The following is a 25,082-nucleotide window of genomic DNA, read 5'->3' as shown; positions in this document are numbered from 1 at the left end:
GCCCGGTCTTTCTCAGCGCGCCGCCTGCCGCGCCAGCACGCCCATCGAGGTGGTGATGAGGCGAGCCACGTTGAGCGCGCCGAGGCCCGCCACATCGCGCTCCGGCATGAACTCCACGAAGTTCATCGCGGCGATGCGCCCGCGCGCGGCGGCGCCCTTGATGAGGTCGGTCATCTGATAGTAGCTCAGCCCACCGGGGCAGCGGCCGATGACGCCTGGAACCAGTGCCGGGTCCATGACGTCGGCGTCGATCGAGACGACGATGTTGGATCCTTCCGGAATGAGGGCCAGCGCCGCCTCGACGCCGTGCTTGTGGACCTCGTAGCCGGTGACGAACTTCGCGCCCCAGTCCAGCGCGTCCTGATAGTCCTGCGGCCGCGCCGAGCCGATGCTGCGCGCGCCGACCTGTACGATCCGCTCGATATGCTTCATCTCGGAAGCCCGGCGCATGGTCGAGGAAAGCCCTTGGCTCTCACCCATATATTCGTCGCGCCAATCGATATGCGCGTCGATCTGCAGGATGGTGTAGCTCTCGCCGGTGGCGCCGAGCGCCTCGATCACCGGGATCGGGATGGAATCGTCGCCGCCGACGGTGATCGGCACCGCGCCGCGCGCCCGGATGGTGGTGATCGCCTTGCGGATGATCTCGCGGTTGCCGGCGGCATCGGCCTCGTCGAAGGGCAGGTTGCCACAGTCCACCGCCGCGAGCTCGGCGCTGGGGAAGACCGGGCCGCCGAGGTCGAAATCATAGTGCCAGAGATTGGCGGCGAGCGGCACGGTCGCCTCACGCAGCGCATCCGGCGCGTGGCGGCAATAGGCGCCGACCGCGCTGTAGGGGCTGGCACAGGGCGCGCCGATAAGCGCGACCGGAGCCTTGAGGCTGTCCAGGTCCGTGCAGGCCTCGATGCCCATGAAGGTCGAGGCGCTGGAGCCGAAGAGGGCGGCGAGATCGGGTTTGTCTGTCATGAAGGAAGCCTCGGAAGGTTTCTGGAAAAGAGAGCAGGGCGGGCTCGCACGGCACCCTCAGGCGAGAGGAATGCCGCGCTTCTGCGCCAGACGTTCGACCATCGCCCATTCCTCGTCGCGCAACTGGATGCCGTTGGCACGGTACTCGCGCTCGGTCGCGGCCGCGCCGCCGCCCGGCAAACGCACGGCGTCGAAACCCTGCGCCGGACGGGAACCGGTCAACGTTGCGATCATGCGGTCGGCCGCGGCGGCAAAGGCGGCCGGATCCTGGAACTGCGACACCGAAATGGCGATGAAGGTGTGAGCGTAATAGGCCGCGCGGCCGGTGGGATCGGCCGGCCGCTCACCCAGCCAGTCGCGCTCGCCGCTGAGCAGCGCCGAGAGCAGCTCGACCATCAGCAGCATGCCGAACCCCTTGGGGCCGGAGGGCAGGAGAGCGCCGGACATGCGCGACTCGCGGTCCATCACATTCAGGATCACGCGCAGCGGATCGTCGGTATAGACGCCCTCGCCATCAACGACGGCCTTCTCGTCGAGACGCTTGCCGTCGCGCGCGGCGAGGACGACCTTGCCCATCGAGCCGGCGCTCGTGGCCATGTCGATGACGATGGGATCGCGCTCGCCGCTCGGCACGGCGATGGCGAGCGGATTGGTGCAGAAATAGGCGTCGCGCCCGCCCCAGGGCGCGACGAGAAGCGGGCCGGTGCTCATCGAGATGCCGATCATGCCCCGGTCCAGCGCCTGCAGCGCGTAGTTCGAGGCCATGCCGTAATCGCCCGAGCGCTTGACGGTGACGAAGCCGACGCCGGCGCTTTCCGCCTTGGCGATGGCAATATCCATCGCCTTCTTGCCGACAACATGGCCGCTGCCGCCATGACCATCGATCAGCGCGGCAGCGGACGACTCACGTTCGACGGTGATCGGGCGGCCGAAATGCATGACGCCGGCCTCGTAGAGATCGTCGAGATAGGGCAGCAGGCCGAGGCCCTGCGTGTGGTGCCCCCGCATATCGGCGCGCAGCAGGCCGTCGGCGAAGATCGTCGCTTCCTCGTCTCTCGCGCCGTGGACGCGAGCGACGCTCGCATAAAGGGCGTGCAGACGGTCGATCGAGATGCGCATGAGGCGTTTCCGGCGTCGGTCGAAGGACGGCATCGCCCAAGGGGCGAAGCGCAGGACATGCCTTCTGTGAATATATTTATCCTATATGTCAACATACTTGACATGCGGAAACGTTGAATGTCAGTTACGCCCAAACGGAGCCAGTCGATGCCGAGCGTGGACAGGGAAAGCGGTGCCGCCGGCGCCATTCAGCCGATCATCGTGGCGGACCGGATCTGCAAGGATTTCGGCTCGCTGACGGTACTGCGCGGCGTCTCGCTGGAGGCCGCCAATCACGACGTGATCTCGATCATCGGCGCCAGCGGCTCGGGCAAGAGCACCTTCCTGCGCTGCCTCAACCTGCTGGAGATGCCGACCAGCGGCGAGATCAGCATCCAGGGCGAGAAGCTCGACCTGAGGCCGGGCCCGGAGGGCCTCGTCTCCCATGACAAGGCGCAGGTGCGGCGCATCCGCTCCTCGCTCGGCATGGTGTTCCAGGGCTTCAATCTCTGGTCCCACATGACGGTGCTCGAAAACGTCATGGCCGCGCCCGTTCACGTGCAAGGAAAGTCCAAGGCCGAAGCGCGCGAGAAGGCCGAGCACTACCTCCAGCGTGTCGGCCTCTACGAGAAGCGCGACGCCTATCCGGCCTTCATGTCCGGCGGCCAGCAGCAGCGCGCCGCCATCGCACGCGCGCTCGCCATGGAGCCGGCTGCCGTGCTGTTCGACGAGCCGACATCCGCGCTCGATCCCGAGCTTGTCGGCGAGGTGCTCAAGGTCATTCGCGGTCTCGCCGAGGAAGGGCGGACCATGATCGTGGTCACGCACGAAATGGCTTTCGCCCGCGACGTCTCCTCGAAAGTGCTCTTCCTGCACAAGGGAGAGGTGGAGGAAGCGGGACCGCCGCAGGAGGTCCTGCGCCAGCCGCGCTCGGAACGACTTCGTGCCTTTCTGACCCGGGCCGCCGTCTGACGGTGGCTCCAATCACCACAGGGGAATTATTCATGAAAAAGCATCTGGCCTTCGGGCTCGTCCTGTCCTGCCTCGCCGGCGCGCTCGCCGTGCCGGCCGCCGCGCAGGACAAGACCATCGTCTTCGCCACCGAGGCGGCCTATCCGCCCTTCAACCTGCTGACCTCGGACGGCAAGATCGCCGGCTTCGACGTCGACATCGCCATGGCCGCCTGCGAGAAGATGAAGCGCAAGTGCGAGTTCGTGCAGCAGGACTGGGACGGCATCGTCGCCGGCCTGCAGACCCGCCGCTACGACGCCATCTTCTCCTCGATGGGCATCACCGAGGAGCGCAAGAAGCAGCTGCTCTTCACCGATCCCTATTATCGCCCCTCGGCTTCCTTCGTCGGCAAGTCGGACGTCAAGGCGGACTTCAAGGATCCGACGCTCGGCGGCGTCACCGTCGGTGCTGTGCCCGGCATCTATGAGTGCTACGTGAAGAAGGCCTATCCGAAGGCCAACCTGACGGTCTACCCGAACTCCGACGCGCTCTATCTCGACCTGACCTCGGGCCGCCTGGACCTCGCCTTCAACGGCACGGTGGCGATCACCGATTCCTTCCTCAAGGGCGCCGACGGCAAGGGCTTCGCGCTGGCCGGCGAGCCGGTGCGCGACGTGCAGTGCCTCGGCGAGGGCGCCGGCGTCGCCATGCGCAAGGATGACACCGCCCTGAAGGACGCCCTGGACAAGGCCTTCAAGGAAATCCGCGCGGACGGCACCTACAAGAAGATCAACGACAAGTACTTCGCCTTCGACATCTACGAGTGAGGCGCCGTGCCGGCGCGTCCCTCGCGGCGCGCCGGCCTTCGCCCGGCTTTCCGAACCGGACGACCAACGCCAGCACCGCGGCTGACGCCGCAAGATCCGACCCACAAGGCCCGTTCCTATGGATGTGCTCGCCGACTTCCTGCCTATCGTCCTGCGCGGCATGCTGGTGACGGTCGTGCTCAGCCTGAGCGCGATGGTGCTGGCGACGGCAATCGGCCTCGTCGGCGCCTGGGCGCGGCTGGCGGGCAGCACTCCGGTGAAGGCTCTGGCACTGATCTATACGGTGGTGGTGCGGGGCATGCCGCCGCTGGTGCTGATGCTGCTCATCTATTTCGGCGGCCAGACCGCGCTCAACGCGGCGGCCGACGCGATGCAGGTGGAGCCGATCCGCATCGAGCCCTTCACCGCCGGCATCGTTTCCGTCGGCATCATCTTCGGCGCCTATCTCACCGAGACGTTCCGCGGCGCCTATCTCGGCATCCCGCAGGGGGAGATCGAGGCGGGCGTCGCCTTCGGCATGCCGACCCTGACGCTGGCACGCCTCGTCGTGCTGCCGCCGCTGATGCGGCTGGCCCTGCCCAGCTTCTGGAACATTTGGCTGACGCTGGTGAAGGCCTGCGCGCTGGTGTCGGTCATCGGCCTGCAGGATGCTGTCTATGCCGCGCTGTCGATCGGCCGCTCCACCCGCGAGCCCTTCACCTTCATGCTGGTCGTGGCGGCGCTGTACCTTGCCTATACCGGGCTGTCCGACCTCGTCTTCCGCCGACTCGGCCGGCACCTGGCGCGCGGCACCCGCGCGGCCTCAGTCTGAGGTGCCGCCATGTATGCCTGGCAGGTCGCCCTCGACCATATCCCGCTCTTCTTGACCGGCCTGCGCAACACCGTGCTGCTGCTGGTCGTCTCCACCATCATCGCGTCGGTGTTCGCCGTGCCGCTGGCGCTGGTGCTGACGCGCAAGATGCCGGTCGCCGCGCCGATCATCGAGGCGGTAAGCTACGTCTTCCGCGGGACGCCGCTGATCGTGCAGGTGTACCTGCTCTATTACGGGCTGGCGCAGTTCGCCTTCATCCGCACCAGCGTGCTCTGGCCATGGCTGCGCGAGGCGTGGACCTGCCTGCTGATCGCCTTCTCGCTCGGCACCTGCGCCTATCTCGTACAGATCCTGCGCGGCGCCATCGAGGCGGTGCCGCATGGCGAGGTCGAGGCGGCGCGCGCGGTCGGCATGACGCCGTTCCAGACGCTGCGCATCGTGGTGCTTCCGAACGCGTTCCGCCGCGCGCTGCCGAGCTACGAAAACGAGATCATCTTCCTGCTCCACGCCACCGCCATCGCCAGCCTGGTGACGGTGATCGACCTGGTGGGGGCAGGGCGCAACTTCAATACGATCTACTATTTTACCTATGAGGGCTTCGCCATCGCCGGCGTGATCTACCTCGCGATCGTCGGCGTCATCCGCCTTTCGTTCGGCCTTCTTGAAAGAAGGCTGCTGGTCCACCTGCGGCGCGCCGGCATCTGAGCCGCGCGCCATGCGCCGGCCGCCGCGGGCGGTCGAGCCACGGGAAGCATCATGACCGAACCGCTATCCGAGAGGACTCCCTCCGACTGGAAGACGCTGGCCGCCGGACTGCGCATCCGCTCGCAGGCCTTCATCGACGGGCGCTTCCGCGACGCCGCCGACGGCCGGACTTTCGAGACGGTCAACCCGGCGACCGGGGCGAAGATCGCCGACGTCGCCGCCTGCGATGCCGCCGATGTCGACCTCGCCGTCGCCGCCGCGCGGCGCAGCTTCGAGGCCGGCGTGTGGTCGCGGCGCGATCCCGCCGAGCGGCGGTGCGTGCTGGTGCGGCTCGCCGACCTGATCCTCGCCCATGGCGAGGAACTCGCGCTGCTCGAGACGCTCGACATGGGCAAGCTACTGCGCGATTCCGCGATGCTGGACATCCCCACCTCCGCCGAGGTCTTCCGCTGGTACGGCGAGGCCTGCGACAAACTGAATGGCGAGGTGGTGCGAGCGGGCGAGGGGGCCTTCGCGCTGATCGACCGCGAGCCGGTCGGCGTGATCGGCGCGGTGGTGCCGTGGAATTTCCCGCTCAAGATGGCGGCATGGAAATGCGCCCCGGCCCTCGCGGCGGGGAACAGCGTCATCCTCAAGCCTGCCGAGCAGTCGCCGCTCACCGCGCTGCGCCTTGCCGAACTCGCCGCCGAGGCCGGCATTCCCGATGGCGTGTTCAACGTGCTGCCGGGCTTCGGCCATGAGGCGGGGCAGGCGATCGGCCTGCATGAGGGCATCGACTGCGTGGCCTTCACCGGATCGACGGAGATCGGCAAGAGGTTCCTCACCTATGCCGGCGCCTCCAATATGAAGCGCATCTGGCTGGAATGCGGTGGCAAGAGCGCCAACCTCGTCTTCCCGCAGACGAAGGACCTCGACCGAGCCGCCGGCTTCGCCGCGCAGGGCATCTTCTTCAATCAGGGAGAAGTCTGCTCGGCGACCTCCCGCGTCTTCGTGCACCGCTCCATCGCCGATGCGTTCACCGAGCGCCTGCTGGCGAAGGTCGACGCCTACCGGCCCGGCGACCCGCTCGATCCGGCGTCCGGCATGGGCGCCATGGTGACGGAAGAGCACACGCTCCGCGTCATGGACTACATCGCCATCGGCAGCGAAAGCGCCACGCTGGCTTGCGGCGGCGAACGGGTGCTGACGGAAACCGGCGGCTGCTTCGTCGCCCCGACCGTTTTCACCGGCGTCGACCCGCTCTCGCGGATCGCGCGCGAGGAGGTGTTCGGCCCGGTGCTCGCCATTTCGACCTTCGAGGACGAGGCGGAGGCGGTCCGGCTCGCCAACGATTCCATCTACGGCCTCGGCGCGTCCGTGTGGACGGACGACCTGGGGCAGGCGCACCGCGTCGCCCGGGCGCTGCATGTCGGCTCGGTCAGCGTCAACACCGTCGACGCGGTGGATGTGCGCACGCCCTTCGGCGGTGTGAAGCAATCCGGCAGCGGGCGCGACCTCTCGCTGCATGCCTTCGACAAGTACACCGACCTGAAGACGACCTGGATTTCGCTATGAACGCGCATGTGAGGCCGCCTCGCCTGACGGATGGCGACCGGCTGTGGTCGAACCTCATGACGATGGCCGAGATCGGCGCGCTGCCGCATGGCGGCTGCTGCCGGCTCGCGCTGACCGACGAGGACCGGCAGGCCCGCGACCTCTTCGTGCGTTGGGCCCGGGAAGCCGGCTGCGAGGTGAGCGTCGATCCGTTCGGCAACATCTTCGCCACGCGTTCCGGCCGGTCGCGCGACGCCGCCCATGTGCTGGTCGGCAGTCATCTCGACACCCAGCCGCATGGTGGACGCTTCGACGGCGTCCTCGGCGTCCTGGCCGGGCTGGAGACGGTGCGTGCGCTGAACGAACTCGGCGTGGAGACAGAACACGCCGTGACGGTGGTCAACTGGACGAACGAGGAGGGCGTGCGCTTCTCGCCCGGCCTGACCGGTTCCGGCGGCTTCGTGGGCGCCATCCGCTCCTACGACACCTCGGCGATCAGCGGCGTCGGCGGCGTGCCCTTCTATCCGGAGCTTCACCGCATCGGCTATGGCGGCTCGACCCGGCTGACGGCGCGCATCGCCGGCTATTACGAGCTCCATATCGAACAGGGGCCGGTGCTCGAGCGGGCAGGGGTCTCCGTCGGCGTTGTCGAAGGCGTGCAGGGCGTTCGGTGGCTGTCGGTGGACTTCACCGGGGAGGACCGCCATGCGGGCACTACGCCCGCGCGCGACCGGCGCGACGCCTTCATGGCGGCGGCGCGGCTCGCGGTCGACATGCGAACCGCCGCGCTGGCGCTCGATGACGCCTTCCGCATCACCTTCGGCCGCGTCAGCGTCGAGCCCGGCTCGATCAACACCGTGCCGGGCCGTGTGAACATGACGGTCGACCTGCGCCATTCGGAAGTCAGCCACCTCGACCGCATCGACGAGGCTATTCGCCGAGAAGTCGTTGCCCTGCACGGAACGGAAGGGGTGGAGGGCACGGTCGAGCGGCTGATGGACGTCGCCCCCGTACGCTTCGATCCGGCGATGCAGGCGAACATCGAGACCTCGGCGGCCGAGCTCGGCATCGCGACCAGCCGCCTGCCGAGCGGGGCGATGCACGATGCCAGCAATCTGGCGACCGTGGCGCCGAGCGCCATGATCTTCGTACCGTCGCGCGACGGTATCAGCCACAATGAGAATGAGTGGACCGATCCAATCCATGTCGCCGACGGCTGTGAGGTTCTGGCACGGGCCGTGCTGCGCCATGCGATGGGGGACGTGGGACCGCACTGAGGGGGAATGATGGAAACGCCCGACGCCAATGTCAGGATCGGCGCCAAACTCAAACATGCCCGGCTTCTGATGGGCCTGAGCCTCAGCGAGCTCGGCCAGCGTGTCGGCGTCACCGAAGGCTATCTGTCAAAGCTGGAGAACGGGCGTTCGCAGGCATCCCTCGCGACGTTGCACAAGCTGGTGCAGGCGCTGGACACCAATATGAGCACGCTCTTCGCCGCCGCGCCCGAGGGCGAGGGAGCGGTGACGGTCGTGCGCGCCAAGGAACGCCCGCGACTGGAGACGGGGCATCTGCGCGCCGGCAACCAGGTCGTGCTGGAGCGGCTGGTGCCGCACCGGCCCGACCAGCTCCTGCAGATCAACATCCACGTCATCCCCTCCGGCGGCGGCAGCCCGGACTTCATCAGCCATGGCGGGCAGGAGTTCGGCTACGTGCTGGCCGGCGCCTTCACGCTGGTCGTCGACGGGCATGAGCGCGCGCTGGGTGAGGGGGATTCGTTCTATTTCGACTCCTCCCTCCCGCACGGCTACCGAAACGATGGGGAGGCGGAGGCGCGGGTGCTGTGGGTGAACACGCCCCCCACCTTCTAGCGTCGGGCCGCGATCGTCAGCATCGCGCTTGCCTGTCAAGTATATATCCATTTAGGAAAGTTGCTTGACTTAACCGAGATCGCTGCCTAAGCAGGAAGCCTCATTCCCCTCAGCGCGAGAATGCTCATGGCCTACGATGTGCAGGATGTCCGGCGGCAGTTTCCCGGGCTCGCCCGCGAGCGCGACGGCAAGCCGGTCGCCTTCCTCGACAATCCGGCGGGCACGCAGGTGCCGCTTTCGGTGGTCGATCGCATGGCGGCGGCCATGCTGCACACGAACAGCAATCTCGGCGGCTATTTCGACACCTCCGTCGAGGCCGGCGAGCTCGTCGCCAAGGCCCACCGCGCCGCCGCCACGCTGGTGAACGCTTCGGAGACCGGGGAGGTGTTCTTCGGCCAGAACATGACGACGCTGACCTTCGCCATGTCGCGCAGCATCGGCTCGCTCCTGAAGGAAGGCGACGAGATCGTCCTCTCCCGCATGGACCACGACGCCAATGTCGCCCCCTGGCTGATGCTGGCGGAGGACAAGGGCCTCGTGGTGCGCTGGCTCGACTTCTCGCCGGAGACCTACGAGTTCGACCTCGCCGATCTCAAGGCGCTGATGAACGAGCGCACGCGCCTCGTCGCCGTATGCTACGCCAGCAACGTGACCGGCACGATCAACGACATCGCCGCCATCTCGGCCATCGCGCACGAGGCGGGAGCACTGGTCTATGTCGACGCGGTCCAGTACGCGCCGCACGGCCTCATCGACGTGCAGGCGCTCGGCTGTGACTTCCTCGTCTGCTCCGCCTACAAGTTCTTCGGTCCGCATTACGGCATCTTCTGGGGCCGGCGCGAGGTGCTGGACCGGCTGCGCCCCTACAAGGTGCGCGCCGCCTCCAACGATCTGCCCTGGCGCTTCACCACCGGCACCACGAACCGCGAGCAGCTCGCCGGCGTGCATGCGGCGATCGATTACATCGCCGGCCTGTCGCGCTTCGACGCGGGAACCGCTGGCACGGCGGGGCTGCGCGAAAAGCTCGCGGCGGGCTTCAAGGTGATGAAGCAGCACGACGACATGCTCACCCAGCGGCTGATCGACGGCCTGAAACCGTTCAACCGCGTGCGCATCCTCGGCATCACCGATCCGGCGGCGATCGGCCGGCGTGTCTCGACCGTCAGCTTCTTCGTCGAGGAGGCGTCGTCGGCGGACCTCGTGAAGTCCTGGGCGGCCGATGGCCTTCAGGTCTGGAGCGGGCACAATTACGGACTCGAAGCCAACCGGCGGCTCGGCATTCTCGACCTCGGCAGCGGCATCCGCGTCGGGCCGGTACATTACAATACGGCCGAGGAAATCGACCGGGTGATCGGCGCCGTCGACCGGTCGCTGGGCGGCCGCTAGCGGCCCGGCGCGCCGGATCGCCCTAGAATGCCCCGACGAATCGGCCGCCCGCCGAACCCCGGCGCGGCGGCCACGACCGGAGGGCAGCGGGCATGGATTCGGCGGCATTGCTTCACATCCTCTACCTCGTCGCCATCGTCGCCGAGGCGATGACCGCCGCGCTGGCCGCGGGGCGGCGGCAGATGGACTGGGTGGGCGTCTACCTGCTCGGCTGCATCACGGCGCTGGGCGGCGGCTCGGTGCGGGATGTGCTGCTGAACCGCTATCCGCTCTCGTGGGTCGAGCATCCGATCTATCTCGTGCTGACCGGCGGGGCAGCGCTGGCGACTATCGCCATCGCCCGACATATGCGCCATCTGCGGCGGCTGTTCCTGTTCCTCGACGCCGTCGGCCTCGTGGTCTTCACGGTGATCGGCTGCAACATCGCGATGGGGCTCGGCATGCCGGTGATCATCGTCGTCGCCGCCGGGATGATCACCGGCTGCGTGGGCGGCGTCCTGCGCGACATACTCTGTGCCGACGTGCCACTGCTGTTCCGTGCCGAACTCTATGCCACCGTCTCCATAGTGACTGGCGGAATCTATGTTGCTGGCCAGCAGACCGGCATTCCGCACGAGGTGCTGATGGGCCTCGCCATGGCGACCGGGCTCGCCCTGCGCCTGCTCGCGCTGCGCTTCGGCTGGAGCATGCCGAAATTCGTCTACACCGATCAGCTCCACTAGGCGCTCCGTTCGGTGCATAGCCACGACGCAGCGGCATGCAACCACAAGGCGAATTCGAGGCAGACACGTGACACCAGTGCCATGCCTTGCGTGGATTGCTCTTGCCCTGCCGTTACTTACCCTTCGTTCACCATAACAGCCGACGCGCCCCATTTTCGCCTCACTGAGGCAGCCTCCTGAGAGACAAGGAGTGGGATCGTCGGTATTCTGTCGCGATCTCGGGTGAGGTGCGCCTCCGCCTGTCCGGACGATGAACGAGCCGGACGGAAGGGCAGGGCGCTCACGATTGGTTGGGGTGCATGGGGACGTTTCCAGTTTTTGCTCGTGCCGGCGGCACGTGGGTGGCAAACGGAACCGCCGCCCGGATCGGCCGGGTCGTCGCGCTCTGCGGCGTGGGCCTCCTGGTCGCCAACTGCAATGGCGGTTCCAAGCTCACCAGCAAGATCGACCCGAAATACGGTGTCTCCGCCAGCCCGCGCGTCGTGGCGGCCGGTCAGCCGGTGCCGAAGGGCGGTGGCACCTATCGCGTCGGCAAGCCCTATGTCGTTGCCGGCAAGACCTACGTTCCCACGGAATCGACCAATTATCGCGCCGAAGGTCTCGCCTCCTGGTACGGCGATGACTTCCACGGCCGCCTGACCGCCAACGGCGAAGTCTTCGACATGCACTCCATCGCCGCGGCGCATCCGACACTGCCGATGCCTTCCTATGTGCGCGTCACCAACATGGCGAACGGCCGTTCCATGGTGGTGCGCGTCAACGATCGCGGGCCGTATCACGGCAACCGCGTGATCGACGTGTCGCAGCGCGCGGCCGACCTGCTCGGCTTCAAGAATCGCGGCACGGCCCGCGTCCGGGTCGAATATGTCGGCCGGGCGCCGCTGGAAGGCTCCGACGATATCCAGCTCGCCTCCACGCTTCGCCAGAACGGCCAGCCGGCCCAGATGTCCGGCGTGATGGTCGCCTCCGCCGGCTCCATGCGTGGCGTCGCCCCGGCCGGCGATGTGCCGGTGCCTTCGGGCCGCCCGTTCGATCTGGGCAACGGCGACGAGATGGCCTCCGCCCCGACGACGGTGCGTACGGCCGCGATGGCTCCGGCACGCGTCGCCAGCAAGCCTCGCCCGGCGCCCGTCGTGGCCGCCGCTCCGGCTCCTCGCGCTGCCCCGGCTCCCGCTCCCGTCGTGCAGGTGGCGAGCCTGCAGCCGCCGGTGCGCGCGCCGAAGCCGGCACCTGCCGCCGCTCCCGCTCAAGGCGGCATGCCGGCGGGCTGGGTTGTCGGGCCGCAGCCGGTCCTCGGCTATGCCGAGCCCGGCGCCGAAATGACCGCCGACTCCGGGCGCGGTCTTTACTGATCCTTCCAAACCCCGCGCCTCGCGGGGTTTCTTTTCCTCCGGCCACGCCGCCGCCGAGGAGCCGCATTGCAGCGGCCTCCGCCGGCTGCTAACTCTGCCGGAGGAGGGTTGTTGAGCATGCTGAGCATGATAGGCCCCAACCGGCACCTGTCCGGCCTGCCGATCATCCGCCGGATAGCCTGCGCCGCGCTCCTCGTCGTCGGCCTCGCTGCCCTTGCCGTACCCGCGCTTGCCCAGTCGCAGCCGGACATCGCCTCTCCGCAGGCCATCCTCATCGACTTCGAGAGCGGCTCCGTGCTGTTCGAGCGCGCGGCGGATACGTCGAGCCCGCCCGCGAGCATCGCTAAGATGATGACCATGGCGGTCGTCTTCCGCGAGATCGCCGAGGGGCGAGTGTCGCCCGATACCGAATACAAGGTCAGCGAATACGCCTGGCGGCGGGGCGGGGCGCCTTCCGGCGGCGCCACCATGTTCGCGGCCCTGAACAGCCAGATCAAGGTCAGCGACCTGCTGCGCGGCGCCATCGTGCCTTCCGGCAACGACGCCGCCATCGTGCTTGCCGAGGGCATGGCCGGCAACGAACTGGCCTTCACGGTGAAGATGAACGAGGAGGCCAAGCGTCTCGGCCTCACGGGCTCGTCCTTCGTCAATGTCAGCGGCCTGGCCGATCCGGCCCAGAAGACGACGCCGCGCGACATGGCGAAGATCGCCGCGCACATCATCCGCAGCTATCCCGACCTCTACAAGATCTACAGCGAGCCGGACTTCCTCTGGAGCAAGATCCGTCAAAGCAACCGCAATCCACTGCTCGGCATGAGCCTTGGCGCGGACGGCTTCGTGACCGGCTACCAGAAGGACGCCGGCTATAACCTCGTCGGTTCCGCGATCCAGAACGGTCAGCGGCTGATCGTCGTCATCATGGGCTCCAAGACCGAGAAGGAGCGGGCCGAGGATGCCCGCCGGCTGCTCGAATGGGGCTTTCGCTCCTTCGAGTCGCGGCTGCTCTTCGAGCCGGGACAGGTGGTCGGCGAGGCAACGCTCTATGGCGGGGCGCGGGGCGGGGCACCGCTGGTCGGTACGGGACCGATCTATGTGCTGGTATCGCGCACCGGCGACGAGAAGGTCACCGCGCGCATCCGCTACGAGGGTCCGATTCCCGCTCCGGTCGAAAAGGGGGCGGTGCTCGCGCGGCTACAGGTCTATCGCGGTGATCAGCTCGCGCTGGACGTGCCGCTGGCCGCGGCGGAAACCGTGCCACAGGGGCCCCTGTGGCGGCGGGCGATGGATGGAGCCTACGAGCTGGTCGTGAGCCTGCTGCGTCAGGGCTACGCCAAGCTGACGGGCTGAACATGCCGCCTCGCAGGATCGACACGCCCGCAAACGCCGCTGCCGAGATAACGCCGGCGCGCACGCCGCCGCGCGTCCGGCGCAAGCCCGGCCGTTTCATCACCTTCGAAGGCGGGGAGGGCGCCGGCAAGTCCACGCAGGTGCGCCGGCTGCAGGAGCGGCTCGCCTCCATGGGCATCGACGCCGTGGCGACGCGCGAGCCGGGCGGCTCGACCGGCGCCGAGATCGTCCGCCATCTCATCCTTTCCGGCGCCGCCAAGCCTCTCGGGCCATTGGCCGAGGCCGCCCTGTTCGCCGCCGCCCGCGCCGACCACCTCGACGCGACGATCCGGCCGGCCCTGGCGCGTGGCGCCTGGGTGGTCTGCGACCGTTTCGCCGACTCGACACGAGTCTATCAGGGAGCGCTCGGCAATATCGATCCCCGCCTGATCGCGGCGCTGGAGACGGTGACGGTGGGCGAGACCAAACCCGACCTGACCATCATCCTCGACATACCGGCGGAGGAGGGGCTGGCGCGAGCCACGGCCCGTTCGGGCATCGCGGCCGACCGTTTCGAAAGCGAGGGGCTGAGCTTTCACCGCAGCCTGCGCGATGCCTTCCGGGAACTCGCCGAGGCCGAGCCCGAACGCTGCGTGCTGATCGATGCGCGCGGCGATGCGGATACGGTCGCGAGCACCGTCTGGAGCGCGGTCCGCCAGCGGCTCAAGCCTGTCGCGCGCCGCCGGAGTGCCGCCACGTGAGCGAAGTAGCCCTGGAGGCCGACCGCTTCGGCACGGCACCCTCACCGCGGGAGAACCGGCGCCTCATCGGCCATGACGAGGCGCAGGCTCTTGTGCGCGCCGCATGGGATGCCGGCCGCCTGCCGCACGCCCTGCTCCTCGGCGGTGCCGAAGGCGTGGGCAAGGCGACGCTGGCCTATGCCATCGCGCGCTTCGTGCTTTCCGGTGGGGCAGCGCCCGCACATTCCATCACCGTCGACCCCGACCATCCGGCTGCGCGACAGGTCACGGCCCTCTCCCATCCCGATCTTCTGGTGTTGCGCCGCACGCCCTCCGACAGCGGCAAGCTGCCGGCGACCATCCCGGCGGAGACCGTGCGGCGGGTGCGCAGCTTCTTCGGCTCCACCGCCGCGCTGGGCGGCTGGCGTGTCTGCATCGTTGACACGCTGGACGAGATGAACGTCCAGGGCGCGAACGCATTGCTCAAGACGCTGGAGGAACCGCCAGCGCGCGCCCTGTTCCTGCTGGTGAGCCATGCACCCGGCCGCCTGCTGCCGACCATACGCTCGCGCTGCCGCATGGTGAACCTGCGGCCGCTGACGGGGGAACAGGTGGTGGAGGCGCTGGCGAACCTCGCTCCCACCATGCCGGACCTCGACCGCGACCGCTTCGCCGAGGCGGCGGACGCCTCGGGCGGCAGCGTGCGCGAGGCACTGGCGCTGCTCTCCGGTGACGGGCTGGCGGTGCGCAACGCGACCAACGTGCTGCTGGAGGGCCTTCCCGACATCGACCCCAAGGCGCTGCACACGCTCGGCGAGCGGCTTCAGGGCGACCGGGGAGGGGCGCTGGAGAGCTTCGTCGGCACCGTCGAGGGATGGATCAGCGACCACGCCACGGGCCGCCGCCAGACCGCCTCCGTGCGCCTTGCACGCCTGCCGGAGGTGTGGGAGAAGGTTCGCCGCGCCGCGGTCGACGCCGACGTCTACAATCTCGACCGCAAGACCCTCGTCTTTCGGATCTTCGCGTCGCTCAACGAGGCCCTGCGCCCCTGACCGGAGCGGAAGCCGGACACGCCGCAGGAAGCGACCTTGAAGCCCGCCTTCTACATCACCACCGCCATCGATTACCCCAACGGCTCGCCGCATATCGGCCACGCCTATGAGAAGATCGCGTCCGACGCCATCGCCCGCTTCAAGAAGCTGGACGGCTACGACGTCTTCTTCCTCACCGGCACCGACGAGCACGGGCTGAAGATGGCGCAGACGGCCGAGAAGCAGGGGCTGACGCCGTTCGAGTGGGCGACCAAAAATGCTACACGCTTCAAGGAGATGGACGCACTTCTTGGCGTAGATTACGATCGCTTTATCCGCACCACGGACGAGGACCACATCGCCTCCTCGCAGGAAATCTGGCGCCGCATGGTGGAAAGCGGCGACATCTATCTCGGCGCCTATTCCGGCTGGTACTCCGTACGCGACGAAGCGTATTATGCAGAGGACGAGACCACGGTGAACGCCGATGGCGTGCGTCTCGGCCCGCAGGGCACGCCGGTGGAGTGGACCGAAGAGAAGAGCTATTTCTTCCGCCTCTCGGCCTATCAGCAGAAGCTGCTCGACTATTATGACGCTCACCCGGACTTCATCCGCCCGGACGTGCGGCGCAACGAGGTGACGAGCTTCGTCAGGGGTGGCCTGCAGGACCTCTCGATCAGCCGCACGACCTTCACCTGGGGCATTCCCGTGCCGGACGCGCCCGAGCATGTGATGTATGTGTGGGTCGACGCGCTCACCAACTACATCACCGGCGTCGGCTATCCCGACACGGCGAGCGAGAGCTTCAGGCGCTACTGGCCGGCGAACCTGCACGTCATCGGCAAAGACATCATCCGCTTCCATGCGGTGTACTGGCCAGCCTTCCTGATGTCGGCCGGGCTGGAGCCACCGAAGACGGTGTTCGCCCACGGCTTCATCCATAACCGCGGGGAGAAGATGTCGAAGTCGGTCGGCAACGTGATCGACCCCTTCGATCTCGCCAAGGCCTACGGCGTCGACGCGCTGCGCTATTTCCTGCTGCGCGAGATTCCCTTCGGCCAGGACGGCTCCTACAGCCACGAGGCCATCGTTGCGCGCACCAATGCCGACCTCGCCAACGACCTGGGCAACCTGGCGCAGCGCTCGCTGTCCATGATCGCCAAGAACCTCGGAGGCACGCTGCCGGCGCCCGGCCCGCTCTCGGCCGACGACGCGGAAATCCTCGCCAGCGCCGACGCCATGGGCGCCAGGGTGCGCGAGGCGATGAACGGCCAGCAGATCCATCACGCGCTCGGCGCGATCTGGCAGGTCGTGGCCGACGCCAACCGCTATTTCGCCGGTGCGGCGCCGTGGGAGCTGCGCAAGACCGACCCGGAACGCTTCGGCACCGTGCTGTGGACGACCGCAGAGGTGATCCGGCAGGTGGCGCTGCTCGCCCAGCCCTTCATTCCGGTGAGCGCCGGCAAGTTGCTGGACCTGCTGGCGCTTTCCCCGGACGCGCGCGGCTTCGCCAGCCTCGGTGAAGCCGGCCGGCTCAAGGGCGGCACGCTGCTGCCGGCGCCGGCACCGGTCTTCCCGCGCTATGTCGAGCCCGAGGCCTCGGAGCCGGCATGATCGTCGACAGCCATTGCCATCTCGATTTCCCGGACTTCGCGGCGGAGCTCGAGGCGGTCGTCGCGCGGGCACGGGCGGCGGGTGTCGGCCGCATGGTCACGATCGGCACCCGCGTACGCCGTTCCTGGGAGGTGAGGGCGATCGCCGAGCGCTTCGACGACGTGTTCTGCTCCGTCGGCACCCACCCGCACAATGCCGGCGAGGAAGCCGACGTCACGCTCGACGAACTGCTGCGCGAGGCGGACCATCCCAAGGTGGTCGCCATCGGCGAGGCCGGGCTCGACTACCATTACGATACGGCGCCGCGCGAGGCGCAGCATGCCGGTTTCCGCCTGCATATCGAGGCGGCGCGCCGCACCAGCCTGCCGCTCGTCATCCACGCCCGCGAGGCGGATGACGACGTGGCGGCGATCCTCGAGGAGGAAAGCGCCCGGGGCGCGTTCGCCTTCGTGCTGCACTGCTTTACCGCCGGGCCGGAACTCGCCCGCCGCGCGGTGGCGCTGGGCGGCTACGTGTCGTTTTCCGGCATCCTGACCTTCAAGTCCGGCGCGCCGCTGCGCGAGATCGCCGCCGCGCTGCCGGCCGACCGCATCCTGGTGGAGACGGACGCGCCCTATCTCGCGCCCAATCCTTGGCGCGGAAAGCGCAACGAGCCTTCCTATGTCGTCGAAACGGCCCGTATACTCGCGGAGACGCGCGGCGTGTCCATCGAGGACATCGCCACGCTGACGACCGGAAACTTCTTCCGTCTCTTCTCCCGCGCATCCTGAAGGCTCATCCACGCCATGGCGCTTACCTTCACCATCCTCGGCTGCGGCTCCTCCGGCGGGGTGCCGCGAGTCGGGCAGGGGTGGGGCGCCTGCGATCCGGCGGAGCCCCGCAACCGCCGTCAGCGCTGCTCCATGCTGGTGGAGCGTTTCGAGCCGGATGCCGGGCAGCCGACGCGCCTGCTGATCGACACCTCGCCCGATCTGCGTGAGCAATTGCTCGATGCCGAGGTCGACCGGCTCGACGGCGTACTGTTCACCCACGAGCATGCCGACCACACGCATGGCATCGACGACCTGCGCCCGCTGACCATCATGCACCGCAAGCGCATTCCGGTGCATGTGGATGCGGAGACCTCGGCGATCCTGCACCAGCGGTTCGGCTACTGCTTCGAGACGCCGCCCGGCAGCGACTATCCGCCGATCCTGGCCGAGCACCGTTTCCGGGCCGGCGACACGATCGCGGTGGATGGTCCGGCCGGCGTCATCGAGGCGACGGCGTTCCGCCAGTACCACGGCGCCATCACGTCCTATGGCTTCCGCATCGGCGGACTCGCTTATTCGAGCGACCTGCACGACCTGCCGGACGACAGCCTGGCGTATCTCGCCGATCTCGACCTGTGGATCGTCGACGCACTGCGCATCGCGCCGCATCCGACGCATTTCTCGCTGAGCGAGGCGCTGGCCTGGATCGAGCGGCTGAAGCCGCGCCGCGCTGTGCTGACCAACCTGCACACCGATCTCGACTATCGCACGCTGGCGCACGAACTGCCGGAAGGCGTGACGCCGGCTTATGACGGCATGAAAATCACGCTCTGACAGCCTGTTAGGGCGCAACGCTCATGTCAAACGGCGTCGAAAATCATGGATATGTTTTCCATAATATGTCTTATGCGACTCATGGAGACCCGAGCTTGAGGCCCTCCCGTGACATCCAGCACCTGCTCGACATCATGGCGGCATTGCGCACGCCGGAGACCGGCTGCCCCTGGGATCTGGAGCAGGACTTCTCCTCCATCGCGCCGTACACGATCGAGGAAGCCTATGAGGTGGCGGACGCGATCGCGCGCCATGATCTCGATGATCTGTGCGACGAACTGGGCGACCTGCTCCTGCAGGTGGTCTTCCACACGCGGATGGCGCAGGAGCGCGATGCCTTCGACTTCGGCGACGTCGTGCAGGCGATCACCTCGAAGATGATACGCCGTCATCCCCACGTCTTCGGCGACGCACGCGGACGCGACGTGGCGGCCGTCAATGCGGCCTGGGATGAGATCAAGGCCGAGGAAAAGGCCGAGCGTGCCGAGCGGCGCGCCCGCCACGGCCTGCCGCCGGAACCCGAAGGAGGGCGCACGCTCGATGGCGTGCCAGCGGGAGCACCTGCCCTCACCCGCGCCGTGAAGCTCCAGACCAAGGCCGCCCGTGTCGGCTTCGACTGGCCGGATGTCCGGCCGGTGCTCGACAAGATCCGCGAGGAGATCGACGAGGTCGAAGCCGAGATCGCCGCCGGAGATCGCGAGGCCGCCGCCGGAGAGGTCGGCGACCTGCTGTTCGCGCTCGCCAATCTCGCCCGCCATCTCGATATCGACCCGGAAGCGGCGCTGCGCGGCACGAACCAGAAGTTCGTCCGCCGCTTCGCCTATATCGAGGACCGGCTGGCCGACGAAGGCCGGCGCCCCGCCGAAGCGAGCCTCGATGAAATGGAAGCGCTCTGGCAGGCGGCGAAGACGACCGCCGCGCCGGACGAATAGGGCCGGGCCGCGCTCAGCCGCCCCCTGCCCCTTTGATGCGGCGGGCGCCGAAGCGACGCTCAATATGCTCGGCGCGGTCCGGCGGCACCCGCACGGCGAGATGCAGCCTTCCGTCGGAATCCTCCCGACGCTCCAGCACCTCGCTGTGGCGATAGAGCCAGCTCAATCCGCCGCCGTCCGTCGCGTCGAGATCCACCCTCAGGCTGACGCGCTCCCGCGAAAGACGCTGGGAGATGGCCGCGAGGAGGGCGTCCATCCCCTCCCCGGTCAGCGCCGAGACGGGGATCGGCCGCGCATCGCCCTCGCGCCGCGACGCGGTGTTGAACAAGCTCGCCTTGCCCTCGTCGTCCAGACGGTCGATCTTGTTCCATACCTCGATGAGGCGGTGATCGTCGTCCGGATCGATGTCGAGATCGGACAGGACGGTCTCGACGTCATGCGCCTGCGCTTCGGCGTCCTCATGGGACATGTCACGCACATGCAGGATGAGATCGGCCTCGATGACCTCTTCCAGCGTGGCGCGGAAGGCGGCGACGAGTTGCGTCGGCAGATCGGAGATGAAGCCGACGGTATCGGACAGGATCACCCGCTCGCCGGAGGGCAGCTGAACCGCGCGCAGCGTCGGGTCGAGCGTGGCAAAGAGCAGGTCCTGCGCCATCACGTCGGCACGGGTCAGCCTGTTGAACAGCGTCGATTTGCCGGCATTGGTGTAGCCGACCAGCGCGACGACCGGATAAGGCACCTTCTTGCGGCTGGCGCGATGCAGCGCGCGGGTGCGCTTCACCTGCTCCAGCTCGCGCTCGATCTTGACGATGCGCTCGCCGATGAGCCGCCGGTCGGCCTCGATCTGCGTCTCGCCGGGACCGCCGAGGAAGCCGAAGCCGCCGCGCTGGCGCTCGAGGTGCGTCCAGGACCGGACCAGACGGCTGCGCTGGTAGTTGAGATGGGCGAGCTCGACCTGCAGCACGCCCTCCTTGGTGCGGGCGCGCTGGCCGAAGATCTCCAGAATGAGAGCCGTCCGGTCGATGACCTTGGCAGACCAGGCCTTTTCGAGGTTGCGCTGCTGCACCGGGCTCAGCGGGGCGTCGACGAAGACCAGCCCCGCCTCCTCCGCCTTCACGATGCCGGCAATCTCCTCGACCTTGCCTCCGCCGAGATAGGTCGCGGGACGCACCTGGGAAAGGCCGACCAGCTGGCTGGACACCACCTTGAGATCGATGGCGAGGACGAGGCCGACCGCTTCGTCGAGCCGCGCCTCGGGCGAACGGCGGAGGTCGTCCTCGCCTGCCCCGCGGCGCGTGAGATGAGGCACGACCACGACGACGCGGGTCGCGTCGCCATCGGCGCCATGCTCCGGTGGAAGGCCGGCATCACGTCCGGCCGGCGACCGCCGGGAACCCTTAAGCTCCAAATTCAGCCCTTCTCGCCGGTCTCGTCCGGTTCGAACAGCTGAACCGGATGCCCGGGCATGATGGTCGAGATGGCGTGCTTGTAGACGAGCTGCGAATGGCCGTCCCGGCGCAGCAGCACGCAGAAATTATCGAACCAGGTGACGACTCCCTGGAGCTTCACACCGTTGACCAGAAAGATGGTGAGCGGCGTCTTGTTCTTGCGGACGTGGTTGAGGAAGGTGTCCTGGAGGTTCTGGGAACGTTCCGCGGCCATGGTTTTTTTGATCCGTTTGTTTGTTGTTGCTCGTAGTCGGCGCGGTCGCCTTCACCTTTGCGCCCCGTCCGGGGGCGGACATGCATGAAGACGTGCAGCGTAAGCATGGCACACCATGCCTATCGCGCAAGAAGCTTTCGCCAAGTTGGCTCGACTTGGCAAGTCCCTTCGTCGGCGTGGAGCTTTACCCCCAACCCCTTCGCCGGAATCAGCGGGCGATCTCGGCAACCTTATGGAAGTTCTCGCGCAGGGCGCGCGCCACCGGCCCCGGCTTGCCGTCTCCAATGGACTGGCCGTCGATTCGCACCACCGGCGTGGCGAAGTTCGTTGCCGAGGTCACGAACGCCTCACGCGCGCCGAGCGCCTCCTTGACGGTGAAGGCACGCTCCTCGACGCGCAGCTGGAGCTTTTCGGCGACTTCCATCATCACCGTGCGTGTGATGCCGCGCAGGATGCCGCTCTCCGCCGGGCGGGTCACCAGCTTGCCGTCCCCAGTCACGATCCAGGCGTTGGTGGAGCCGCCTTCCGTGACATTGCCGTCGCGGTCGACGAACCAGGCTTCGCGTGCGCCGGCTTGCCGGGCAGCCTCCTTGGCAAGGACATTGGGCAGCAGGCCAACCGTCTTGATGTCCACCCGCTCCCAGCGATTGTCCGGCACGGTGATGATGGCAATCCCCTGTGCCGCCACCGCCTCGCCCTTGGCGGGATCTGCGGCGCGGGCGGTGACCACGATGGATGGCGGCGTCTCCGGATCCGGGAAATAGTGGTCGCGCCGCGCCACGCCGCGCGTGACCTGCAGATAGACGAAACCGTTGCGCACCCGGTTGCGCCGCACCGTCTCGCGCAGCACCACGCCAAGCGCCGCCAGCGGCATGGGCTGGCGAATGCGGATCTCGTTCAGCGAGCGCACGAGGCGCTCCATGTGACGGCGCTCGTCCACCATGTGGCCGCCGCGCACCTCGCACACCTCATACACGCCGTCGGCGAACTGGTAGCCGCGATCCTCGACATGCACGACCGCTTCGGCGTGCGGCACATAAAGTCCATTCACATAGGCGATGCGCGACATCAGGGTTCCATTCCCGCGGCGTCACCGCCGCCACAGCGCGAAATTGGCGAGCCCCAGCACGACAAGGATCTCCAGCCGGCCGAGAATCATGGCGAGGGCGAGTATAATCTGCGCGTAGGCCGGCAGAGCGCCCCATTCAGGCCAGACCACCCCCTCCTGCCAACCGACCGGGTAGATGGGGCCGACATTGCTCAGCGCGGCGACGATGGAGACGAAGGCCGCCTCGAAGCTCGGCATGGCCGGCGCGATGGCGGCGGAGAGCGCGGCGATCACCGTGCAGGCGACGCCGAACATGATCCAGATCGCCTTCATCATCTGCAGCGTCACGTTCTGCTGCCCCAGCCGGCGCGGACGCACCGCATTGGGATGGACCAGCCGCTCAAGCTCGCGGAAGCTCTGCAGGAACATGATCCCGGCCCGGTAGATCTTGATGCCGCCGGCGGTGGAGAAGCTCGCGCCGCCGATGAACACCACCGCGATGATGAGGGTGAGCGGCAGGCTGGCGAAGGCGCCGCCATGCGGCTCGATGCCGGTGGTCGTCACCAGCGAGACCGCCGTGAACAGGCCGTCCTCCAGCGCCATGGGCAGGGAGAGACCGCCATAGGGCGTGCGGTAGCCGATGGCGGCGGCGATGATGCCCAGGCCAAAGCACAGGCCGAGCAGCGCGAGGTTCTCATACTGGCCGAAGGCGAGCCGGAAACGGCGCGACAGCAACATACGATGCCAGAGCACGCTGGTGCCGCCGACCAGCATGAAGACGATCAGCACCATCTTCACCGCGAAGTGTCCATAGGCGGCGATGCCGTCCGGATCGGGCAACAGGCCACCCGTCGACAGCGCCGACCCGGCAAGGCCCAGCGCATCGAACATGTGCACGCCGGTCATGAACAGCAGCAGCGTGCAGAGCACCGTCGCGCCGAGATAGATGGGCAGGACCAGCCGGAGCGCGTCGTCGAGCGCGGTCTGCTCGGTGACGCCCAGCAGGTTCGTGCGGGCGCTGCGATCCGGCAGGCCGCCGATCCCCGCCGGTCCGAGGACGGCGACAAAACCGAGCAGGGTCAGCAGACCGCCGGCCCATTGCAGCGTCAGCAGCCAGCCGAGCGTGGCGCGCGGGACGTTGTCGAGGTCGTGGATCTGGATGGCACCTGTCGTGGTGAAGGCCGATACCGCTTCGAGCCAGGCAGCCATCGGGCCGAGGGAGGTGGTGGCCGCGATGGGCACCGCCGCGATGACGGGAACGCCCAGCCACACGACGAGGAGCAGCCCGTAGGCGGCGAGCCGGTCCAGCCGCCCGCCGCGGTTGCGCACCGCCAGATACATGGCGCCGGCGCCGAACACGGTGAGCACCGCCGTCAGCAGAAACACGTCGGCGCCGGGCTCGTTGCGGAACAGCGAGACCAGCGCGGCGAGCAGCAGGAAGCCGGCCATCACTCCGGCGGTGAGCGCGCTGTGGCGGACGACCGCGATCATCTCGTCCCGCCTCTCAGAAGAATTCCAGGCTCACCCGGAAGAGCTGCTCCACCCGTTTGACCTTGTCGGCGAGGGCGAACATCACCACCCGGTCGCGGGCCTGGATGACGGTGTCGCCGCGCGGCAGCAGCACCCTCCCCGCCCGGATCACCGCACCGATCCGCATGCCGTCGAACAGGTCGAGCTGCTTGAGCGGCTTGCCGACCAGCGGCGAGGTCTCCAGCGCCTCCGCCTCGATTACCTCGCCCGCGCCGTTCAGCAGCGAATGGACGCCACGGATGCGGCCCTTGCGGACATATTGCAGGATCTTGGAGACGGTGATCTGGCGCGGGTTCACATAGGCGTCGATGCCCAGTCCGCGCGCGAAGGCCGGATAGGCGGGATCGTTGAGCAGCGACAGCATGCGCTTGGCGCCAAGCTCGCGCGACAGCAGGCAGGACAGGATGTTGACCCGGTCGTCATTGGTGACGGCGATCACCGTGTCGGCATCGCCGACTGCGGCCTCCTCCAGAATGCTGCGGTCGAGCGCACTGCCGCGAAGGACCACCGTACGCGACAGCTCCTGAGCGATAGACTCCGCCCGCTCGGCGCTGTCCTCGATGATCTTCACGCGCGCCTTCGGATTGCGCTGTTCCAGCTCCCGCGCGACGTAGAGACCGATATTGCCGCCACCGCCAATGACGATGCGCTGCGCCGGCGGCTCGTCGTGGCCGAAGATCGACAGCGTGCGGCTGACCTGATCGCTCTGGGCGACGAAGTAAGCGAGATCACCGGCGAGCAGCGCGTCGGTGGAGCGCGGGACGAAGGTCTTGCCGTTGCGGTTCACCGCCACGACGACCGCCCGCAGGTCCGGGAACAGGTCGGTGAGCTGGCGCAGCGGCGTGTCGAGGACCGGACAATCCTCCTGGCAGCGCACGCCGACCACCACGACATTGCTGTCGCCGAAGCTCACCGTGTCGACCGCCCCCGGCAGAGAGAGGCGACGCAGCACCATTTCGCCGACTTCCAGCTCCGGTGAGATCACGACGTCGATCGGCAGATGATCGCGCGAGAACAGGTCACGCCAGTGGCCCTGCAGATAGCTTTGCGCGCGCACACGAGCAATCTTCGTCGGCACATCGAACAGCGCGTGACCGACCTGGCAGGCGATCATGTTGACTTCGTCGTGCAAGGTCACGGCGATCAGCATGTCCGCCGCCTCGAGCCCCGCGCGGGCGAGCACGTCGGGATGCGAGCCGTGGCCGACGAAGCCGCGCACGTCGAGCGTGTCGGTCACCGCCTGGATGAGGCGCGGCGAGGTGTCGATGATGGACACGTCGTTCTGCTCGGCGGCAAGCCGCTCGGCGATGCCGAACCCAACTTGCCCCGCCCCGCAAATGACGACCTTCATGAAAACCCCGCTCGAACCCGCCCGATAACGCCCGACCGGC

General features: G+C 67.8%; 24 protein-coding genes. 17 read left to right on the top strand and 7 right to left on the bottom strand.

Annotation, left to right across the window (positions count from 1 at the left end):
* Nucleotides 1-12: 12 nt before the first annotated feature.
* Together FO470_RS13625 and FO470_RS13620 are read right to left on the bottom strand one after the other, a co-directional pair.
* Nucleotides 13-966: an arginase family protein gene (locus FO470_RS13625; protein WP_144343514.1), complete on the bottom strand. Its 954-nt coding sequence runs from the start codon at nt 964-966 to the stop codon at nt 13-15.
* Nucleotides 967-1,023: 57 nt separating this feature from the next.
* Nucleotides 1,024-2,085 carry an Ldh family oxidoreductase gene (locus FO470_RS13620; protein ID WP_186291957.1) on the bottom strand — a complete coding sequence of 354 codons (1,062 nt, stop codon included), beginning with the start codon at nt 2,083-2,085 and terminating at the stop codon, nt 1,024-1,026.
* A 147-nt stretch (nt 2,086-2,232) separates the two neighbouring features.
* On the opposite strand from FO470_RS13620, the gene FO470_RS13615 reads away from it, so the two are divergent.
* From FO470_RS13615 to mazG, 17 genes are all read left to right on the top strand, one after another.
* Nucleotides 2,233-3,036: an ABC transporter ATP-binding protein gene (locus tag FO470_RS13615; RefSeq protein WP_144343714.1), complete on the top strand. Its 804-nt coding sequence runs from the start codon at nt 2,233-2,235 to the stop codon at nt 3,034-3,036.
* Nucleotides 3,037-3,068: 32 nt separating this feature from the next.
* Nucleotides 3,069-3,842, top strand: coding sequence for a transporter substrate-binding domain-containing protein (locus FO470_RS13610; protein ID WP_144343512.1), 774 nt, complete (start codon nt 3,069-3,071; stop codon nt 3,840-3,842).
* A 118-nt stretch (nt 3,843-3,960) separates the two neighbouring features.
* Nucleotides 3,961-4,653, top strand: coding sequence for an ABC transporter permease (locus FO470_RS13605; protein ID WP_144343511.1), 693 nt, complete (start codon nt 3,961-3,963; stop codon nt 4,651-4,653).
* A 9-nt stretch (nt 4,654-4,662) separates the two neighbouring features.
* Complete coding sequence (locus FO470_RS13600; RefSeq protein ID WP_144343510.1) at nt 4,663-5,358, top strand: ABC transporter permease; 696 nt, start codon at nt 4,663-4,665, stop codon at nt 5,356-5,358.
* A 51-nt stretch (nt 5,359-5,409) separates the two neighbouring features.
* On the top strand, nt 5,410-6,912 hold the full coding sequence (locus tag FO470_RS13595) for an aldehyde dehydrogenase (protein ID WP_144343509.1): 1,503 nt from the start codon (nt 5,410-5,412) through the stop codon (nt 6,910-6,912).
* An 8-nt stretch (nt 6,913-6,920) separates the two neighbouring features.
* The gene (locus FO470_RS13590) at nt 6,921-8,168 is read left to right on the top strand and encodes a Zn-dependent hydrolase (protein ID WP_210244923.1); all 1,248 of its coding nucleotides are present in this window, start codon (nt 6,921-6,923) and stop codon (nt 8,166-8,168) included.
* 6 nt (nt 8,169-8,174) lie between these two features.
* Entirely contained in the window at nt 8,175-8,759 is a 585-nt protein-coding gene (locus tag FO470_RS13585) for a cupin domain-containing protein (RefSeq protein WP_246659586.1), read from the top strand.
* Nucleotides 8,760-8,885: 126 nt separating this feature from the next.
* Nucleotides 8,886-10,145: a cysteine desulfurase-like protein gene (locus FO470_RS13580; protein ID WP_144343507.1), complete on the top strand. Its 1,260-nt coding sequence runs from the start codon at nt 8,886-8,888 to the stop codon at nt 10,143-10,145.
* Between the two features lie 92 nt (nt 10,146-10,237).
* Nucleotides 10,238-10,867: a trimeric intracellular cation channel family protein gene (locus FO470_RS13575; RefSeq protein ID WP_144343506.1), complete on the top strand. Its 630-nt coding sequence runs from the start codon at nt 10,238-10,240 to the stop codon at nt 10,865-10,867.
* Between the two features lie 299 nt (nt 10,868-11,166).
* Nucleotides 11,167-12,219: a septal ring lytic transglycosylase RlpA family protein gene (locus FO470_RS13570; protein WP_144343505.1), complete on the top strand. Its 1,053-nt coding sequence runs from the start codon at nt 11,167-11,169 to the stop codon at nt 12,217-12,219.
* A 117-nt stretch (nt 12,220-12,336) separates the two neighbouring features.
* Nucleotides 12,337-13,566, top strand: a complete 1,230-nt coding sequence (locus tag FO470_RS13565; RefSeq protein WP_144343504.1) for a D-alanyl-D-alanine carboxypeptidase family protein — start codon at nt 12,337-12,339, stop codon at nt 13,564-13,566.
* A gap of 2 nt (nt 13,567-13,568) precedes the next feature.
* Nucleotides 13,569-14,306, top strand: a complete 738-nt coding sequence (gene tmk / locus FO470_RS13560; RefSeq protein WP_144343503.1) for a dTMP kinase — start codon at nt 13,569-13,571, stop codon at nt 14,304-14,306.
* Nucleotides 14,303-15,337 carry a DNA polymerase III subunit delta' gene (locus tag FO470_RS13555; RefSeq protein WP_144343502.1) on the top strand — a complete coding sequence of 345 codons (1,035 nt, stop codon included), beginning with the start codon at nt 14,303-14,305 and terminating at the stop codon, nt 15,335-15,337. Before tmk ends, FO470_RS13555 begins: the two co-directional genes overlap by 4 nt.
* A gap of 36 nt (nt 15,338-15,373) precedes the next feature.
* Nucleotides 15,374-16,930, top strand: a complete 1,557-nt coding sequence (gene metG / locus FO470_RS13550; RefSeq protein WP_144343501.1) for a methionine--tRNA ligase — start codon at nt 15,374-15,376, stop codon at nt 16,928-16,930.
* Nucleotides 16,927-17,700, top strand: a complete 774-nt coding sequence (locus FO470_RS13545) for a TatD family hydrolase (RefSeq protein ID WP_144343500.1) — start codon at nt 16,927-16,929, stop codon at nt 17,698-17,700. The genes metG and FO470_RS13545 overlap by 4 nt, the downstream gene beginning before the upstream one ends.
* Before the next feature lie 15 nt (nt 17,701-17,715).
* Entirely contained in the window at nt 17,716-18,516 is an 801-nt protein-coding gene (locus FO470_RS13540) for an MBL fold metallo-hydrolase (RefSeq protein ID WP_144343499.1), read from the top strand.
* A gap of 95 nt (nt 18,517-18,611) precedes the next feature.
* A complete protein-coding gene (gene mazG / locus FO470_RS13535; protein WP_144343498.1) occupies nt 18,612-19,448 on the top strand; it encodes a nucleoside triphosphate pyrophosphohydrolase in 837 nt (278 codons plus the stop codon).
* Nucleotides 19,449-19,461: 13 nt separating this feature from the next.
* On the opposite strand, the gene hflX is transcribed toward mazG, so the two are convergent.
* From hflX to trkA, 5 genes are all read right to left on the bottom strand, one after another.
* Nucleotides 19,462-20,859, bottom strand: coding sequence for a GTPase HflX (gene hflX, locus FO470_RS13530; protein WP_418655055.1), 1,398 nt, complete (start codon nt 20,857-20,859; stop codon nt 19,462-19,464).
* A gap of 2 nt (nt 20,860-20,861) precedes the next feature.
* Nucleotides 20,862-21,113, bottom strand: coding sequence for an RNA chaperone Hfq (gene hfq / locus FO470_RS13525; protein ID WP_013166585.1), 252 nt, complete (start codon nt 21,111-21,113; stop codon nt 20,862-20,864).
* Between the two features lie 208 nt (nt 21,114-21,321).
* Entirely contained in the window at nt 21,322-22,182 is an 861-nt protein-coding gene (locus tag FO470_RS13520; RefSeq protein WP_144343496.1) for a D-amino-acid transaminase, read from the bottom strand.
* 21 nt (nt 22,183-22,203) lie between these two features.
* On the bottom strand, nt 22,204-23,652 hold the full coding sequence (locus tag FO470_RS13515) for a TrkH family potassium uptake protein (RefSeq protein WP_144343495.1): 1,449 nt from the start codon (nt 23,650-23,652) through the stop codon (nt 22,204-22,206).
* Nucleotides 23,653-23,665: 13 nt separating this feature from the next.
* Complete coding sequence (trkA, locus tag FO470_RS13510) at nt 23,666-25,042, bottom strand: Trk system potassium transporter TrkA (protein WP_144343494.1); 1,377 nt, start codon at nt 25,040-25,042, stop codon at nt 23,666-23,668.
* Between the last annotated feature and the right edge of the window lie 40 nt (nt 25,043-25,082).

The organism is Ancylobacter moscoviensis, from assembly GCF_007559435.1.
Taxonomy (GTDB): domain Bacteria; phylum Pseudomonadota; class Alphaproteobacteria; order Rhizobiales; family Xanthobacteraceae; genus Ancylobacter; species Ancylobacter moscoviensis.
The sequence above is the reverse complement of the archived record's forward strand: the minus strand, read 5'-3'. Positions and strand labels throughout refer to the sequence as shown.